Consider the following 17,296-nt stretch of genomic DNA (forward strand, 5'->3'; position numbering starts at 1 on the left):
CCCCGGAGCTGCCGGACAACATGAGGACGCCGCCGTCGAGTTCTCCCGCGTGGCGGGGAACTCGGCGGCGGCGCGGTGTGAATGTCGGAACGTCAGCCCTTGTTGGGGCCCTCGTAGTCCTCGCCGTAGGCGCCCTTGGCGGGGCGGCGGCGGCGCATCGGGGGCTCCACGCCGTCCGCGAGGCGACGGGCGGTGACGAGGAAGCCGGTGTGGCCGATCATGCGGTGATCGGGGCGGACGGCGAGGCCCTCGACGTGCCAGTTGCGGATCATGGACTCCCAGGGCTGCGGCTCGGCGTAGCAGCCGAACTCGCGGATGGACTCCACGGTGCGGGCGAGCTGGGTGGTGGTCGCCACGTAGCAGCAGAGGATGCCGCCGGGGACGAGGGCCTTGGAGACGGCCTCCAGGCACTCCCAGGGCGCGAGCATGTCCAGGATGACGCGGTCGACGTCGGTGTCGGACAGGTTGTCCTGGAGGTCGCCGACGGTCAGCTGCCAGGCCGGGTGGGGGCCGCCGAAGTAGCGCTCGACGTTGCCCTTCGCGATCTCGGCGAAGTCCTCGCGGCGCTCGTAGGAGTGCAGCATGCCGCTGTCTCCGATGGCGCGCAGGAGGAAGCTGCTCAGCGATCCCGAGCCCACTCCGGCTTCCACGACGCGGGCGCCGGGGAAGATGTCGGCGAAGGCCAGGATCTGCCCCGCGTCCTTGGGGTAGACCACGGCTGCGCCGCGGGGCATGGACAGGACGTAGTCGGGGAGCAGGGGGCGCAGCGCGAGGTAGGCGACGTTTCCGGTGGTACGGACAACGCTGCCCTCGGGGGCGCCGATCAGTTCGTCGTGCGGGAAAGAACCCTTGTGGGTGTGGAAGTTCTTTCCCTCTTCGAGCGTGAACGTGTAGTGACGGCCCTTGGGGTCGGTCAGCTGAACCTGGTCCCCGACCTTGAAGGGCCCGCGTCGGCGGGCGGCACCGGTCGGTTCGGACATGTGACCAGAGTACCGGGGTCAGGCGGAGGGTCGTGCCATGGCCCGGACGAAGGCCCGCTCCACGTCGGTGGTGGCGAGGACGCCGTAGATCTCGCCGCTCTCCTCGACGACGAGGTACTCGGTGGCGGGGCTGGCGCGGAGGTGGTCGAGGAGGGGCTGGCCGGTGAGTTCGGCGGGGACCCGCATGCCGTCGGTGAGGTCCTGGGCGAGGGTGCTGACGGCGACCCAGGGGCGGCGGTGCTGGGGCACGGCGGCGATGGCGGCCTCGCGGACGATGCCGGTGGGTTCGCCGGCGCCGTCGACGACGACGAGGGCGCGGGCGCCGGCCTCGTTGGCGCGGCGGAGGGCCTCGGAGAGCGGCGTGGTGGGTTCGACGGGGATGGCGCGGCGGGTGAGGGCGCGGGCGCGGAGTTCGGGGAGGTGCTCGCGGAGGCGGGCCATGCGGAGGCTGTTGCCGGCGCCGGTCCAGATGATGGCGGCGAGGATCGCGGCGAGGAGGGCGTCAGTGACGGTCTCGAAGCCGCTGATGTCGTCGGTGGAGTTGCCGAGGAGGCCGGTGCGGGTGAGGAGGGGCAGGCCGACGAGGACGAGGACGGCGAGGGCGCGGCCGACCCAGGCGGCGGCGACGGTGCCGCTCATGGGCTTGCCGGTGATCTTCCAGACGACGGCGCGGAGCATCCGGCCGCCGTCGAGGGGCAGGCCGGGGAGCAGGTTGAAGATCGCGACGATCAGGTTGGAGATCATCAGGCCGGCGAGGAGGACGCCGGGGACGGTGCCGGGCTCGACGGCGTACAGGGAGAGGTAGAACACGCCGGCGAGGACGAGGGAGAGGAGGGGGCCGACGAAGGCGAGGACGAATTCGCGGCCGGGGGTCTCGGTCTCCTTCTCGATCTCGGAGACGCCGCCGAAGAACTGGAGCTGGATGCGGCGCACCGGGAGTTTGAAGCGGAGCGCGGCGATGGTGTGGGCCAGTTCGTGGACGAGCACGGAGGCGTAGAAGGCGACGGCGAAGAAGAGGGAGACGAGGTAGCGGGCGGCGCCGAGCTCGGGCAGGACGCGGTCGATCTGGTCGCCGAAGACCCAGGTGATGAGGGCGGCGACGACGAACCAGCTGGGGGCGACGTAGACGGGCACGCCGAAGGGCCGTCCCATGAGGATCCCGCCGCCGGGCTCCTCGGTCCGCTGCGGCTTGGGCTCGTCCTGGTTCACGGGTTCCTTTCGTCGCGTGGTGTGACCCGCGTTCGGTGCGTCACGGTTCGATCATGCAGTGCGACGGGGTCCCAGGTCGATGGTATGCCGCGCGTTGTCGGTGGCGGGTCGTAGGGTCTTCGTCATGAGTACGAGCGAGCAGCTGCCGGCGGAGCCGCGGGCGCCCATGTCGTTGTCGCCCTCGCGGGCGAGCGATTTCATGCAGTGTCCGCTGCTGTACCGGTTCCGGGTGATCGACCGGCTGCCGGAGAAGCCGAGCGCGGCGGCGACGCGGGGCACGCTGGTGCACGCGGTCCTGGAGCGGCTCTTCGACGATCCGGCGGCGGAGCGGACGGCGCCGCGGGCGAAGTCGATGGTGCCGGGCCAGTGGGACCGGCTCCTCGAGTCGAAGCCGGAGCTGGGCGAGCTGTTCGCGGAGGATCCGGACGGGGAGCGGCTGGCGGGCTGGCTGGCCGAGGCGGAGAAGCTGGTCGAGCGGTGGTTCACCCTTGAGGATCCGACGCGGCTGGAGCCGGCCGAGCGTGAGCTGTTCGTGGAGACGGAGCTGGATTCGGGGCTGCGGCTGCGCGGGGTGATCGACCGGGTCGACGTGGCGCCCTCGGGCGAGGTGCGGATCGTCGACTACAAGACGGGGAAGGCGCCGCGGCCGGAGTACCGGGACGGCGCGCTGTTCCAGATGACGTTCTACGCGCTGGTGGTGTGGCGGCTGAAGCGGGTGATCCCGCGGCGGCTGCAGCTGGTGTACCTGGGCAGCGGGGAGGTGCTGACGTACGACCCGGTGGAGGCGGATCTGCTGCGGGTGGAGCGGAAGCTGCACGCGCTGTGGGACGCGATCCGGCTGGCGACGGAGTCGGGTGACTGGCGGCCGCGGCCGACGAAGCTGTGCGGTTGGTGCGACCACCAGGCGGTCTGTCCGGAGTTCGGCGGGACTCCCCCGGTCTATCCGCTGAAGATCGTTTCCGCGCGCCCGCCGGAGTCGGGTGAATCCGGGCAGGGCAGAATGGACCCGGCCCAGCCGTCTTCCTGAGCACCGCCCGCGCCGTCGTGGGCGCACCTCGTGAGCTCAGTCCCGTGAAGGAGCCCTTGTGACGATCCGCGTCCTGTTGGTCGACGATCAGCCGCTGCTGCGGACCGGCTTCCGGATGATTCTGGAGGCGGAGCAGGACATCGCGGTGGTGGGTGAGGCCGGGGACGGTCTGCAGGCGCAGGAGCAGGTGCGTGCGTTGCAGCCGGACGTGGTGCTGATGGACATCCGGATGCCGCGGATGGACGGGGTGGAGGCGACCCGGCAGATCACGGGTCCGGGGCGGGACGGTCCGGCGAAGGTACTGGTCCTGACGACCTTCGATCTGGACGAGTACGTGGTGGAGGCGCTGCGGGCGGGGGCGAGCGGCTTCCTCCTGAAGGACGCTCCGGCGAACGAGCTGGTGCAGGCGATCCGTGTGGTGGCGGCGGGCGAGGCGATGCTGGCTCCGTCGATCACGCGCCGGCTGCTCGACAAGTACTCGGCGCATCTGCCGACGGGCGAGGAGCAGGTTCCTGACACGCTGAACACCTTGACCGACCGTGAGGTGGAGGTGCTGAAGCTGGTGGCGCGCGGCCTGTCGAACGCGGAGATCGCGGCGGATCTGTTCGTCAGCGAGACGACGGTGAAGACGCACGTGGGTCATGTGCTGACGAAGCTGGGCCTCCGGGACCGGGTGCAGGCCGCTGTGTACGCGTACGAGAGCGGTCTGGTGCGGCCGGGGGCCGGCGGCCAGTAGGCGGGGCGAGGACGGACGAGGGCCCGGTGCGCGTGGTGCGCACCGGGCCCTCGTGTGTGGAGCGGGGGTGTCAGCCCTTGCGGATCTCCCAGAAGCGGAAGACGGTCGAGGCGTCGAGGGTCCATTCGAGGCCGGTGACGTCGTCGCGGGCGACGGCGTACTGCTTGCCCTGCCACAGCGGCAGCACCGGGAGCTCCTCGGCGACGAGGTCCTGGAGCTTGCCGTACTCGTCGGCGGTGGCGGCGCGGTCGGCCATGGCGGCGGTCTTCGGGAGGAGGGTGCCGGTGATGGCGGTGTTCTCGTAGCGGTTGTCGAGGACGTTGCCCTCGCCGAAGAAGGGGCTGGTGAAGTTGTCGGCGTCGGGGTAGTCGGGGACCCAGCCCTTGACGTAGACGCCGTACTTGCCGGCGGCGATGTCCTTCTCGTACTGCTCGAAGGGGACGGACTTGACGTCGGCGTCGAAGAGGCCGCTGGCGTTGAGCTGTTCGGCGATGGCCTTGAGCTCCTGGTCGGTGGCCGGACCGTAGCGGCTGGGCGTGGACCAGAGGGTGAGCTTCACCTTGTCGGTGATGCCGGCGGCGCGGAGGGCCTTCTTGGCCTTGGCCTTGTCGGGGGTGCCGTAGGTGTCGAAGAAGGCGGTGTTGTGTCCGGCGATGCCGGCCGGGACGATCGAGTAGAGCGGGGTGGCCGTCGACTTGTAGACGTTCTCGACGAGGGCCTCGCGGTCGACGAGGTGGGCGATGGCCTTGCGGACGCCGAGCTTGCCGACGACCGGGTCCTCCATGTTGAAGACGAGGTGCTGGACCTCGGCGCTGCTGCCCTGGACGACCTCGATGCCCTTGTCGGACGTGGTGGCGGAGTTCTCGAGGGCGGCGACGTCGTCGGCGGAGAGGCCTCGGTAGGCGACGTCTATGTCGCCGTCGGCGAAGGCCTTGGAGAGCGCGGTGCGGTCGCCGCCGTAGAGCTTGAGGGTGACCGTGCTGTTCTTCGCCTTGGCGTTGCCCTTGTAGCCGGCGTTGGCGGAGAAGGTGGCCTCGCTGTCGCTGAAGGAGTCCAGCTTGTACGGGCCGGAGCCGGTGGCCTTGCCGTCGGTGCGCAGCGCGTCGGCGGGGTAGTCGCGGTGGTCGACGATCGAGCCGGCGCCGGAGGCGATCTTGCTGGGGAAGGTGGCGTCCGGGACCTTCAGGCGGAAGACGACGGTCCGCTCGTCGGGGGTCTCGATGGTGTCGATGGTGGAGAGCAGCGGCGCCGGGCCGGAGGGGTCCGCGATCTTGAGGGCCCGCTCGAAGGAGAACTTGACGTCCTCCGAGGTCAGCTTGTTGCCGTTGGAGAAGGTGAGGCCCTCGCGCAGGGTGCAGGTGTAGACCTTGCTGCCGGTGGCGAAGTCGCACTTCTCGGCGGCTTCGGGCTCGGGCTCGGAGCCGCCCTTGGGGAAGGCGAGGAGGGACTGGAAGACGTTGTTGAACAGCAGCCAGGAGCCGGGGTCGTAGCCGGCGGCGGGGTCGGTGGCGAGGATCTCGTCGGACATGCCGACGCGGACGCCGCCCCCGGGGCCTCCGGAGCCGCTTCCCTGCTCGGTGCCGCAGCCGCTGAGGAGGGCGGCGGACAGGCCCGCGGCGAGCGGGGCCGTCAGCCACTTGTTGGTTGCCTTCACAGAACTTGCCTCTTGATCTCTTGTCAGGCCGGCCGCGCGGGGCGCGCGGCCGGGACAACGAAGGGGTCAGGCGGTGCCTCGGCCCAGTTCCCACAGCAGCAGGTCGGAGGAGGTGTTGAGCGCGTACTCGACTCCGTTGAGGTCGTCGCGGGCGGCGACGTACTGCTTGCCCTGCCACAGCGGCAGGACGGGGACGTCCTCGGCGACGATCTTCTGGATCTGCGCGTAGACGGGGCTTGCGGCGTTGCGGTCGGCCTGGCGGCGCGAGCGCGGGATGAGCTTCTCGCGAACGGTCTTGTTCACGTAGGGGGTGTTGAGGAAGTTGTCGTTGTCGAGGAACGGCGCGATGTAGTTGTCCGGGTCCGGGTAGTCCGGGAACCAGCCGAGGCCGTAGACGGCGTAGTCGCCGCGCTTCTGGGCGGTGCGGAACTTGGACCACTCGGCGCCCTGGACCTTCGCGTCGAAGAGCTCGCTGGCGATGAGCTGCTTCTTGAGCGCCTCGAACTCCTGGGCGGTCTCGGCGCCGTAGTGGTCGGTGGTGTAGTTCAGGGTCACCTTGACCGGCGTCTTGACGCCCGCGTCCTTGAGGATCTTCGCGGCGCGGGCCGGGTCGGGCTCGCCGTACTGGTCGAAGAAGGGGGTGGCGTGGCCGGTGATGCTGGAGGGGATCAGCGAGTACAGCGGCTCGGCGGTGGGACCGTAGACCAGGTTGACGAGGGCGCCCCGGTCGACGACGGCGGCCATGGCCTGGCGCACGGCCTTCTCCTCGACGGAGGGGGCCTTGGTGTTGAAGCCGAGGTACCGGATCTCGAGGCCGGGGACCTCGGTGACGCGGATGCCGTCCTTGGGCGTCTCGGTGAGGTCCTTGATCTGCTTCTGCGACAGGGAGCGGGCCATCATGTCGATGTCGTCGCTCTCCAGGGCCGCGCCCATGGCGCCGGAGTCGGCGTAGGGACGCACTTCGACCTTGTCGTTGCGCAGGGTGATGTCGCCCTTGTAGGCGGGGTTCTTGGTGAAGACGAAGCGGGTGGCCTTGTCGCCCTCGCGCTCGACCTTCAGGGTGTACGGGCCCGAGCCGTCGACGTCGAAGCCGTCGCGGAGCTTGTCGGAGGCGTACTTGTCCTTGCTGAGGATGCCGGCGACGGGCGTGGACAGCTTGTACGGGAAGGTGGCGTCGGGGGTCTTGAGGTGGAAGACGACTCCGTCGGTGCCCTGGGTCTCGACGGTGTCGATGTTCGCGAGGAGGGCGGCGGTGCCGTTGTCCGACTTGATCTTCAGGACGCGCTCGATGGAGTACTTGACGTCCTCGGCCGTGACGGGGGTGCCGTCGGCGAAGGTGAGGCCGTCGCGGAGCGTGCAGCGGTAGCTCTCGCTGGCCTTGTCGGAGAATCCGCAGCTCTTGGCGGCCTCGGGGACGGGCTCGCCGCCGCCGCGGGGCACGTGCAGCAGGGTCTGGACGGTCTGGCGCAGGATGTTCCAGGCGCCGGTGTCGTAGGCGAAGGCCGGGTCGAGCGGGGCCGGGGCGTCCTCGGTGGCGATGAACTGGTCCGTGGTGCCCACGACGATCGCTCTGCCTTCCTCCGCGCCGCCGCAGGCGACGAGCAGGGGGGCGAGCAGTCCGGCCACGGCCGGCAGCACCAGGGTCTTGCGGTTCATCAGGGACGATCTCCTCATCCGGCACTGGGTACAGCGGTCAGTGGAACTCCGCCGACTGCCGCCCGGTCGGGGCGGGAGCGATCGGGCCGGGTGTAGCGATCGGTCCTGTGTTCACGGCGACTTGGGTATGCGCCGGTGCACGCGGGTTATGCGGCGAAGTACTCGCGAAAGATTAGTGCGCGGCGCCGGTACCCCTTGACCGGGACCGTACAGAGGCGTAATCGCAGAGTGATCATGAATGCATCGGTCTCGATAACCATGCGCCGGACGTTGCGGACGACGGTTACCCAATCAGGACACACGGGGCGCCGAAACATCCACTTTTGAGACAGGGAACGAGAACGGGCCACCCACCGTCCGGCACTCTGAGTGACCAAGGTCACGTAAGTGCTTTTCGGTGAATGGCCCGATCGCTTTCGCCGGATCGCTTGCCTCAGATAAAGCTCAAATTCCCGTGATCAAGGTCCGCAGGAACGGCACGTCGACCTCTTCGAGGGAGCGCACGACCACCCGGCCCGGGGAGGGCGCGATCGGGGCGACGGAGGGCACCGCGACGACCCGGCAGCCCGCCGCCTCGGCGGCCGCCACACCGGTCGCGGTGTCCTCGATGACGGCACAGAGCACGGGGTCGGCGCCGACGCCCTGGGCGGCCGTCAGATAGGGCTCGGGGTGCGGCTTGGTGCGGACGACCTCGTCGCCGGCGACCGTGAGGGTGAAGCGGTCGCGGCCGAGCGAGGCGAGGACCCGGTCGATGATCCGCCGGTGCGAGGCGGAGACCAGGGCGGTGGGGATGGAGTGCCGGGCGAGCTCGGCGAGCAGCCGCTCGGCGCCCGGCATGAGGGGGACGCCCCGGTCGATGCGCTGCTCGAACTTCTCGTTGAGCAGCACGGTCAGCTCTTCGAGGGTGATGTCGGCGCCGGTGGACTCGATGAGGTAGCCCGCGCTGCGGGTCATCGGGCCGCCCACGACGACGTCGCGCCAGGCCTCGTCCAGCCGATGCCCGAGGTCCGCGAAGACCTCGACCTCGGCGTCCCACCAGAACCCCTCCGTGTCGACGAGGGTCCCGTCCATGTCGAGGAAGACCGCCTGCAGGGCGGAGCTGCCGTTCGTACGGAACAGGGACGCGGGGACCGTACTGGTCATCCGGCACACCTCCATGGAGGGACGAGAAGGCCGGCCCCCCTCCCCGGTACGGGGAGGAAGACCGGCCTGCACTGGACCGACAAGTGTACGTCGCGATCACCGGAAACGCGTGTATTTACCGCACACGGTCACGGCACGGTCACCGTGCGTTGAAGTACTTCGCCTCGGGGTGGTGGATGACGATGGCGTCGGTGGACTGCTCGGGGTGGAGCTGGAACTCCTCGGAGAGGTGGACGCCGATCCGCTCCGGACGCAGCAGGTCCGCGATCTTCGCGCGGTCCTCCAGGTCGGGGCAGGCGCCGTAACCCAGCGAGAAGCGGGCGCCGCGGTACTTGAGGTCGAACATGTCCTCGACGTTCGCCGGGTCCTCCCCGCCGAAGCCGAGCTCGGCGCGGACGCGGGCGTGCCAGTACTCGGCGAGGGCCTCGGCGAGCTGGACGGAGAGGCCGTGCAGCTCCAGGTAGTCGCGGTAGGAGTCGGACTCGAAGAGCTTGGCCGTGGCCTCGCCGATCTTCGAGCCGACGGTGACGACCTGGAGGCCGACGACGTCGGTCTCGCCGGACTCCTCCGGGCGGAAGAAGTCCGCGAGGCAGAGGCGGCGGCCGCGGCGCTGGCGCGGGAAGGAGAAGCGGGTCCGCTCGTTGCCCTCCTCGTCCAGGATGATCAGGTCGTCGCCCTTGGAGACGCAGGGGAAGTAGCCGTGGACGACGGCCGCCTCCAGGAGGTTCTCGGTGTGGAGGCGCTCCAGCCAGCCGCGCAGCCGCGGCCGGCCCTCGGTCTCGACGAGCTCCTCGTACGCCGGTCCGTCGCCGGCCCGGTTCTGCTTGAGGCCCCACTGGCCCTTGAAGAGGGCGCCCTCGTCGAGCCAGGACGCGTACTCCTTCAGCGGGATGCCCTTGACGACGCGGGTGCCCCAGAACGGCGGGGTCGGCACCGGGTTGTCGGTGGCCACGTCGGAGCGGCCGCCGGGCTCCGGCTCGTCGACCTGGAGGGCTGCGGTGGCGGTCTTGGCGACCCGGCGCTGCTTGAGCTCGGGGAGTACGGCTCCGGGGACGCCGCGCTTGACGCCGATGAGCGCGTCCATGAGGCGCAGGCCCTCGAAGGCGTCGCGGGCGTAGCGGACCTCGCCCTGGTAGATCTCGTGGAGGTCCTGCTCGACGTAGGCGCGGGTGAGGGCGGCGCCGCCGAGGATCACCGGGTACTTGGCGGCCAGCTCGCGCTGGTTCAGCTCCTCCAGGTTCTCCTTCATGATCACGGTGGACTTCACGAGGAGGCCGGACATGCCGATCACGTCGGCGTTGTGCTCCTCGGCGGCCTCCAGGATCGCGGAGACGGGCTGCTTGATGCCGATGTTGACGACGTTGTAGCCGTTGTTGGAGAGGATGATGTCGACGAGGTTCTTGCCGATGTCGTGGACGTCGCCGCGGACGGTGGCGAGCACGATCGTGCCCTTGCCCTCGGCCTCGGACTTCTCCATGTGCGGTTCGAGGTGGGCGACGGCCGTCTTCATGACCTCGGCGGACTGGAGCACGAACGGCAGCTGCATCTGGCCGGAGCCGAACAGCTCACCGACCGTCTTCATGCCGTCGAGGAGGGTCTCGTTGACGATGTCGAGGGCCGGGCGGGTCTCCAGGGCCTCGTCGAGGTCGGCCTCCAGGCCGTTCTTCTCACCGTCGACGATGCGGCGCTTGAGGCGCTCGTCCAGGGGCAGGGCGAGGAGCTCCTCGGTCTTGCCGGCCTTCATCGACTTGGTGGTGGCGCCCTCGAAGAGGGCCATCAGCTTCTGCAGCGGGTCGTAGCCCTCGGCGCGCCGGTCGTAGATCAGGTCGAGGGCGGTGGTGACCTGCTCCTCGTCGAAGCGGGCGATCGGCAGGATCTTCGAGGCGTGGACGATCGCCGAGTCGAGGCCCGCCTTGACGCACTCGTCGAGGAAGACCGAGTTGAGGAGGATACGGGCGGCCGGGTTGAGGCCGAACGAGATGTTGGAGAGGCCCAGCGTGGTCTGCACGTCCGGCCGGCGGCGCTTCAGCTCGCGGATCGCCTCGATCGTCGCGATGCCGTCCTTCCGCGACTCCTCCTGACCCGTACAGATGGTGAAGGTCAGGGTGTCGATGAGGATGTCCGACTCGTGGATGCCCCAGTTGCCGGTGAGGTCCTCGATGAGGCGCTCGGCGACGGCGACCTTGTGCTCGGGGGTACGGGCCTGGCCCTCCTCGTCGATGGTGAGGGCGATGAGGGCGGCGCCGTGCTCCTGGGCCAGACGGGTGACCTTCGCGAAGCGGGACTCGGGTCCGTCGCCGTCCTCGTAGTTGACCGAGTTGATGACCGCGCGGCCGCCGAGCTTCTCGAGGCCGGCCCGCAGGACGTCCACCTCGGTGGAGTCCAGGACGATCGGCAGGGTGGAGGCGGTGGCGAAGCGGCCGGCGAGCTCCTCCATGTCGGCGACGCCGTCGCGGCCCACGTAGTCGACGCAGAGGTCGAGCATGTGCGCGCCCTCGCGGATCTGGTCGCGCGCCATCTCGACGCAGTCGTCCCAGCGGGCTTCCAGCATGGCCTCGCGGAACTTCTTGGAGCCGTTGGCGTTGGTGCGCTCGCCGATCGCCATGTACGCCGTGTCCTGGCGGAACGGCACGGTCTGGTAGAGCGAGGCGGCGCCCGGCTCGGGGCGCGGGGAGCGCTCGGGGGGCGTGAGGCCCTGGACCCGCTCGACGACGTGGCGCAGGTGCTCGGGCGTCGAGCCGCAGCAGCCGCCGACCAGGGACAGGCCGTAGTCGCGGACGAAGTTCTCCTGCGCGTCGGCCATCTCGGAGGCGGTGAGCGGGAAGTACGCGCCGTCCTTGGTGAGCACGGGCAGGCCGGCGTTCGGCATGCACATGAGCGGCGTACGGGAGTGGCGGGCGAGGTAGCGCAGGTGCTCGCTCATCTCGGCGGGGCCGGTGGAGCAGTTCAGGCCGATCAGGTCGATGCCGAGGGGCTCCAGGGCGGTCAGCGCGGCGCCGATCTCGGAGCCGAGCAGCATGACGCCGGTCGTCTCGAAGGCGAGGGAGCAGATCAGGGGGACGTCCACGCCCAGGGCGTCCATCGCGCGGCGCGCGCCGATGAGGCTGGACTTGGTCTGCAGCAGGTCCTGGGTGGTCTCGACGATGAGGGCGTCGGCGCCGCCGGCGAGGAGGCCCTCGGCGTTCTGCTGGTAGCCGTCGCGCAGCACGTCGTACGCGATGTGGCCGAGCGAGGGCAGCTTGGTGCCGGGGCCGATGGAGCCGAGCACCCAGCGCTGGCGGCCGTCCTTGGCGCCGAACTCGTCGGCGACCTCGCGGGCGATCCGGGCGCCCGCCTCGGAGAGCTCGAAGATCCGGTCGGCGATCTCGTACTCGCCGGCGGCCGAGTGGTTGGAGCCGAACGTGTTGGTCTCGACGCAGTCGACGCCGACCTCGAAGTACGCCTCGTGCACCGAACGGACGATGTCGGGCCGGGTGACGTTGAGGATCTCGTTGCAGCCTTCGAGGTTCTGGAAGTCCTCGAGGGTGGGGTCCTGGGCCTGCAGCATGGTGCCCATGGCTCCGTCGGCGACGACGACTCGGCTGGCGAGTGCCTCGCGGAGGGCGGCGGCGCGGTTCCGGCTGTCAGCGGAAGGGGTCGGCAACGAGGCCATGGATGAGCTCCCTGGAATGCGACGGCTGTCGGCTTTGCACCCTCGGGGGAGGGTGCACGGGGCCAGCGTAACCGCGCTCGGGCCGGGGTGGACACGGCGTCCCACGGGCCGGACGGCATCCTGTGTGCGGGGACTCCCGGTCCTGCCCCTCCTTGGCCGACACTGTGTGTGTGACGCAAGGTCGGCATCGACCGATAGTGTTCAGCATTGTCGAACAGTGTGAGAAGGGTGAGGGGCCGGGCGATGGCGAAGAACATCCAGTCGCTTGAAAGAGCGGCGGCCATGCTGCGACTGCTCGCGGGCGGCGAGCGCCGGCTCGGACTGTCCGACATCGCGTCCTCCCTCGGACTCGCCAAGGGCACGGCCCACGGCATCCTGCGCACCCTCCAGGCGGAGGGCTTCGTGGAGCAGGACGCGGCCTCGGGCCGCTATCAGCTGGGCGCGGAGCTGCTGCGGCTCGGCAACAGCTATCTGGACGTGCACGAGCTGCGGGCGCGCGCCCTGGTCTGGACGGACGACCTGGCGCGGTCCAGCGGCGAGAGCGTGCACCTGGGGGTGCTGCACCAGCGGGGCGTGCTGATCGTGCACCACGTCTTCCGGCCGGACGACAGCCGTCAGGTCCTGGAGGTGGGGGCCATGCAGCCGCTGCACTCCACGGCGCTCGGCAAGGTCCTGTCGGCGTACGACCCGGTGGCGCACAGCGAGGTGCTGGAGATCGAGCGCGAGGCGTTCACACCCCGGACGACCACGGCACTCGGCGACTTCGAGTCGCTGCTCGACATGACGCGAGCCCGCGGCTGGGCGGCGGACGTGGAGGAGACCTGGGAGGGCGTGGCGTCGGTGGCGGCGCCGATCCACGACCGGCGGCGGATGCCGGTGGGCGCGGTGGCGGTCACGGGCGCCGTGGAGCGGGTCTGTCCGGGCGGGGAGCTGCGTCCGGAGCTGGTGGCCGCGGTACGGGACTGCGCCCGCGCCGTCTCCCGGGACCTGGGGGCCAACCGCTTCTGACCGCGCGTGCGGGCGCGGTCACGGACCGCCCGCCATGCGACAGAACCCGCCGGTAACGATCGCGTTATCGGCGGGTTTTTCACTTCCCGAACCCTTGACGCGCTGTTAACCCCGGGGCAAAACTTCCGTTCATCGGTCGGCATTGTCGAACACCTACCGGCAATCGCGCTAAGGTGTCACAGTGCCAAGGGCCGCCAACGCCCTCACACGAGGGCGCGGACCACCGGAGTGACCCGTGGTTCGCCTTCCCCTGGACGAAGGACAAAGGAGTCGCGGGTGTCCAGCTCCGACATCTTCCTCGGCGAGACCATCGGTACCGCCGTACTCATTCTGCTCGGCGGCGGTGTGTGCGCCGCCGTCACGCTCAAGAGCTCCAAGGCCCGCAACGCGGGCTGGCTCGCGATCACCTTCGGGTGGGGCTTCGCCGTCATGACGGCCGTCTACATGACCGCTTCCCTCTCGGGCGCCCATCTGAACCCCGCCGTCACGGTCGGAATCGCGATCAAGGACGGCGACTGGAGCAACGTCCCGGTCTACATCGCCGGCCAGCTGCTCGGCGCGATGATCGGCGCGGCGCTGGTCTGGGTGGCCTACTACGGCCAGTTCCAGGCGCACCTCACGGACCCGGAGACCGTCGGCGAGAAGCCGATCGAGGGCCCCGGCCCGGTGCTCGGCGTCTTCTCCACGGGCCCCGAGATCCGTAACACCTGGCAGAACCTGGCCACCGAGATCATCGGCACCGTCGTGCTGGTCCTGGCCGTGCTCACCCAGGGCCTCAACGACAGCGGCAAGGGTCTCGGCGTCATCGGCGCCCTGATCACCGCGTTCGTCGTGGTCTCCATCGGCCTCTCGCTCGGCGGCCCGACCGGTTACGCCATCAACCCGGCCCGTGACCTCGGCCCGCGCATCGTGCACGCCCTGCTCCCGCTGCCGAACAAGGGCGGCTCCGACTGGAGCTACGCCTGGATCCCGGTCGCCGGTCCGCTGATCGGTGGCGCCATCGCCGCGGGTATCTACAACATCGCGTTCGCCTGAGCCGTCCTTCTTCCAGACTTCCCTTGGAGCACACCGTGACCGACGCCCACACCTCCGGCCCCTTCATCGCGGCCATCGACCAGGGCACCACCTCCTCGCGCTGCATCGTCTTCGACAAGGACGGCCGGATCGTCTCGGTCGACCAGAAGGAGCACGAGCAGATCTTCCCGAAGCCGGGCTGGGTCGAGCACGACGCCGCCGAGATCTGGACCAACGTCCAGGAGGTCGTCGCCGGCGCGCTGGAGAAGGCGAACATCACCGCCGCCGACGTCAAGGCCATCGGCATCACCAACCAGCGCGAGACCACGCTGCTCTGGGACAAGAACACCGGTGAGCCCGTCCACAACGCCCTCGTCTGGCAGGACACCCGCACCGACGCCCTCTGCAAGGAACTCGGCCGCAACGTCGGCCAGGACCGCTTCCGCCGCGAGACCGGCCTGCCCCTCGCGAGCTACTTCTCCGGCCCGAAGGTCCGCTGGCTGCTCGACAACGTCGAGGGCCTGCGCGAGCGCGCCGAGCGCGGCGACATCCTCTTCGGCACCATGGACTCCTGGGTCATCTGGAACCTCACGGGCGGCGTCGACGGCGGCCACCACGTCACCGACGTCACCAACGCCTCCCGCACCATGCTGATGAACCTCCACACCATGGCCTGGGACGAGAAGATCCTGCAGTCCATGGAGATCCCGGCCACCGTGCTGCCGGAGATCCGCTCCTCCGCCGAGGTGTACGGCGCGGTCAAGGGCGGCATCCTCGACGGCGTCCCGGTCGCCTCCGCGCTCGGCGACCAGCAGGCCGCCCTGTTCGGCCAGACGTGTTTCGCCGAGGGCGAGGCCAAGTCCACGTACGGCACCGGCACCTTCATGCTGATGAACACCGGTGACAAGATCATCAACTCCTACAGCGGCCTGCTGACCACGGTCGGCTACCAGATCGGCGACGCCAAGCCGGTCTACGCCCTGGAGGGCTCGATCGCCGTCACCGGCTCGCTGGTGCAGTGGATGCGCGACCAGATGGGCCTCATCAAGTCTGCCGCCGAGATCGAGACCCTCGCGTCCTCGGTCGAGGACAACGGCGGCGCCTACTTCGTGCCGGCCTTCTCCGGCCTGTTCGCCCCGTACTGGCGCTCCGACGCGCGCGGTGTCATCGCCGGCCTCACCCGGTACGTCACCAAGGCGCACATCGCCCGCGCCGTCCTGGAGGCCACCGCCTGGCAGACCCGCGAGATCACCGACGCCATGACGAAGGACTCCGGCGTCGAGCTGACCGCGCTCAAGGTCGACGGCGGCATGACCTCCAACAACCTGCTGATGCAGACCCTCTCGGACTTCCTGGACGCGCCCGTCGTGCGTCCGATGGTCGCCGAGACCACCTGCCTCGGCGCCGCCTACGCCGCCGGTCTGGCCGTCGGCTTCTGGCCGGACACCGACGCGCTGCGCGCCAACTGGCGGCGGGCGGCGGAATGGACCCCTCGCATGGACGCCGACAAGCGTGACAGCGAGTACAAGAGCTGGCTCAAGGCCGTCGAGCGGACCATGGGCTGGATCGAGGACGAGGAGTAATACGAGATGACCACCCTGCAGAGCGTCCCTGCCCTCGGGACGCACCCGGCTGCCGGTTCCCTGCCGAGCCGCGCCGAGACCCGGGAACAGCTTTCCAAGGCGACGTACGACCTCCTGGTGATCGGCGGCGGCATCCTGGGCATCTCCACCGCCTGGCACGCCGCTCAGTCGGGCCTGCGGGTGGCCCTGGTGGACGCCGGCGACTTCGCCGGCGCCACCTCCTCCGCCTCCTCCAAGCTCCTCCACGGCGGCCTGCGCTACCTGCAGACCGGCGCGGTCAAGCTGGTGGCGGAGAACCACTTCGAGCGGCGTGCGGTCTCCCGCCAGGTGGCACCGCACCTCGCCAACCCGCTCACCTTCTACCTGCCCGTCTACAAGGGCGGCCCGCACGGCGCGGCCAAGCTCGGTGCCGGTGTCTTCGCCTACAGCGCCCTCTCGGCCTTCGGCGACGGCGTCGGACACCTGCTCTCCCCCGCCAAGGCCGCGCAGGACGTGCCGGAGCTGCGCACCGACAACCTCAAGGCCGTCGCCGTCTACGGCGACGACCAGATGAACGACGCCCGCATGGCGCTGATGACGGTCCGCGCCGCCGTCGACGCCGGCGCCACCGTCCTCAACCACGCCGAGGTCACCGGCCTGCGCTTCACCCGCGGCCGGGTCACCGGAGCGGACCTGAAGGACCGCACCACCGGCGACGAGTTCGGCGTGAACGCCCGCCTCGTGCTCAACGCGACCGGCCCGTGGGTCGACCACCTGCGCAAGATGGAGGACCCGAACGCGGCCCCCTCCATCCGCCTCTCCAAGGGCGCGCACCTGGTCCTCAAGCGGACCTCGCCGTGGAAGGCCGCGCTGGCCACCCCGATCGACAAGTACCGCATCACCTTCGCCCTCCCCTGGGAGGACATGCTGCTCCTCGGCACCACCGACGAGGAGTACGAGGGCGACCCCGGCCAGGTCGAGGTCACCGAGAAGGACACCGCCCAGATCCTGGACGAGGCCGCCTTCTCCATCCGCGACCAGCAGCTCTCGCGCGACCTGATCACGTACTCCTTCGCCGGCCTGCGGGTGCTCCCGGGCGGTCCCGGCGACACCTCCAAGGCCAAGCGCGAGACCGTCGTCACCGAGGGCCGCGGCGGCATGCTGTCGGTGGCCGGCGGCAAGTGGACGACCTTCCGCCACATCGGCCGCACGGTGATGAAGAAGCTGGAGCAGCTCCCCGGCCACCCGCTCGGCGAGGACTACGAGCCGGTGTCCGCGCTGCCGAAGCGGCTGCCGCTGCCCGGCATAGCCAACCCGAACGCGGTCGCGCACCGGCTGCTCGTCGACGGTCCGGCGCCCGGCCCCCGGATGGCCGCCGACACCGCCAAGCACCTGGCCACGCACTACGGCTCGCTCTCCTTCGACATCGCCCGGATGGCGAACGAGAACCCGGAGCTCGCCCGCCGGATCCACCCGGACGCCCCGGAGATCTGGGCGCAGGTCGCCTACGCCCGCGACCACGAGTGGGCCGAGACGGCGGACGACGTGCTGCGCCGCCGGACGACGCTGACCATCCGCGGTCTCGCGACGGACGAGATCCGCGCCGGGGTCGAGTCGATGTTGCGGAAGTAACTCCCGTGCGCACAGGGGCGGTT

12 protein-coding genes are annotated in these 17,296 nt (G+C 70.0%); 6 read left to right on the forward strand and 6 right to left on the reverse strand.

Translation table 11 applies throughout. The features are described from left to right. Positions 1–92: 92 nt before the first annotated feature. Together AC07AW_RS22475 and AC07AW_RS22480 are read right to left on the reverse strand one after the other, a co-directional pair. On the reverse strand, positions 93–980 hold the full coding sequence (locus AC07AW_RS22475; RefSeq protein ID WP_015032448.1) for a tRNA (adenine-N1)-methyltransferase: 888 nt from the start codon (positions 978–980) through the stop codon (positions 93–95). Positions 981–998: 18 nt separating this feature from the next. After that, positions 999–2,189 carry a site-2 protease family protein gene (locus AC07AW_RS22480; RefSeq protein WP_478817230.1) on the reverse strand — a complete coding sequence of 397 codons (1,191 nt, stop codon included), beginning with the start codon at positions 2,187–2,189 and terminating at the stop codon, positions 999–1,001. A 124-nt stretch (positions 2,190–2,313) separates the two neighbouring features. Between AC07AW_RS22480 and AC07AW_RS22485 the strand changes: the two genes are divergently transcribed. Both AC07AW_RS22485 and AC07AW_RS22490 read left to right on the forward strand, forming a co-directional pair. Further along, entirely contained in the window at positions 2,314–3,216 is a 903-nt protein-coding gene (locus tag AC07AW_RS22485; RefSeq protein WP_478817231.1) for a RecB family exonuclease, read from the forward strand. A gap of 58 nt (positions 3,217–3,274) precedes the next feature. Next, the gene (locus AC07AW_RS22490) at positions 3,275–3,952 is read left to right on the forward strand and encodes a response regulator (RefSeq protein ID WP_030691890.1); all 678 of its coding nucleotides are present in this window, start codon (positions 3,275–3,277) and stop codon (positions 3,950–3,952) included. 70 nt (positions 3,953–4,022) lie between these two features. Here the strand turns inward: AC07AW_RS22490 and AC07AW_RS22495 are convergent, their stop codons facing one another. The 4 genes from AC07AW_RS22495 to metH form a co-directional block, all read right to left on the reverse strand. Then, a complete protein-coding gene (locus AC07AW_RS22495) occupies positions 4,023–5,606 on the reverse strand; it encodes an ABC transporter substrate-binding protein (protein ID WP_478817232.1) in 1,584 nt (527 codons plus the stop codon). Between the two features lie 66 nt (positions 5,607–5,672). Further along, positions 5,673–7,262, reverse strand: a complete 1,590-nt coding sequence (locus tag AC07AW_RS22500) for an ABC transporter substrate-binding protein (RefSeq protein WP_478817233.1) — start codon at positions 7,260–7,262, stop codon at positions 5,673–5,675. Positions 7,263–7,706: 444 nt separating this feature from the next. Then, on the reverse strand, positions 7,707–8,405 hold the full coding sequence (locus tag AC07AW_RS22505) for an HAD family hydrolase (protein ID WP_478817234.1): 699 nt from the start codon (positions 8,403–8,405) through the stop codon (positions 7,707–7,709). Between the two features lie 139 nt (positions 8,406–8,544). Next, positions 8,545–12,057, reverse strand: a complete 3,513-nt coding sequence (gene metH, locus AC07AW_RS22510; protein ID WP_478817235.1) for a methionine synthase — start codon at positions 12,055–12,057, stop codon at positions 8,545–8,547. A gap of 243 nt (positions 12,058–12,300) precedes the next feature. Between metH and AC07AW_RS22515 the strand changes: the two genes are divergently transcribed. The 4 genes from AC07AW_RS22515 to AC07AW_RS22530 all read left to right on the forward strand — a co-directional run bounded on the left by AC07AW_RS22515 (position 12,301) and on the right by AC07AW_RS22530 (position 17,273). After that, positions 12,301–13,065: an IclR family transcriptional regulator gene (locus AC07AW_RS22515; RefSeq protein ID WP_478817236.1), complete on the forward strand. Its 765-nt coding sequence runs from the start codon at positions 12,301–12,303 to the stop codon at positions 13,063–13,065. A gap of 276 nt (positions 13,066–13,341) precedes the next feature. Next, entirely contained in the window at positions 13,342–14,100 is a 759-nt protein-coding gene (locus AC07AW_RS22520; protein ID WP_478817237.1) for an MIP/aquaporin family protein, read from the forward strand. Between the two features lie 35 nt (positions 14,101–14,135). Then, positions 14,136–15,662 (forward strand): glycerol kinase GlpK, encoded by a 1,527-nt coding sequence (gene glpK, locus AC07AW_RS22525; RefSeq protein WP_478817238.1) that lies wholly within the window; start codon positions 14,136–14,138, stop codon positions 15,660–15,662. Positions 15,663–15,668: 6 nt separating this feature from the next. Beyond that, positions 15,669–17,273 carry a glycerol-3-phosphate dehydrogenase/oxidase gene (locus tag AC07AW_RS22530; protein WP_478817239.1) on the forward strand — a complete coding sequence of 535 codons (1,605 nt, stop codon included), beginning with the start codon at positions 15,669–15,671 and terminating at the stop codon, positions 17,271–17,273. The last annotated feature ends 23 nt before the right edge of the window (positions 17,274–17,296 follow it).

Source organism: Streptomyces sp. NPDC044003 (assembly GCF_056435185.1).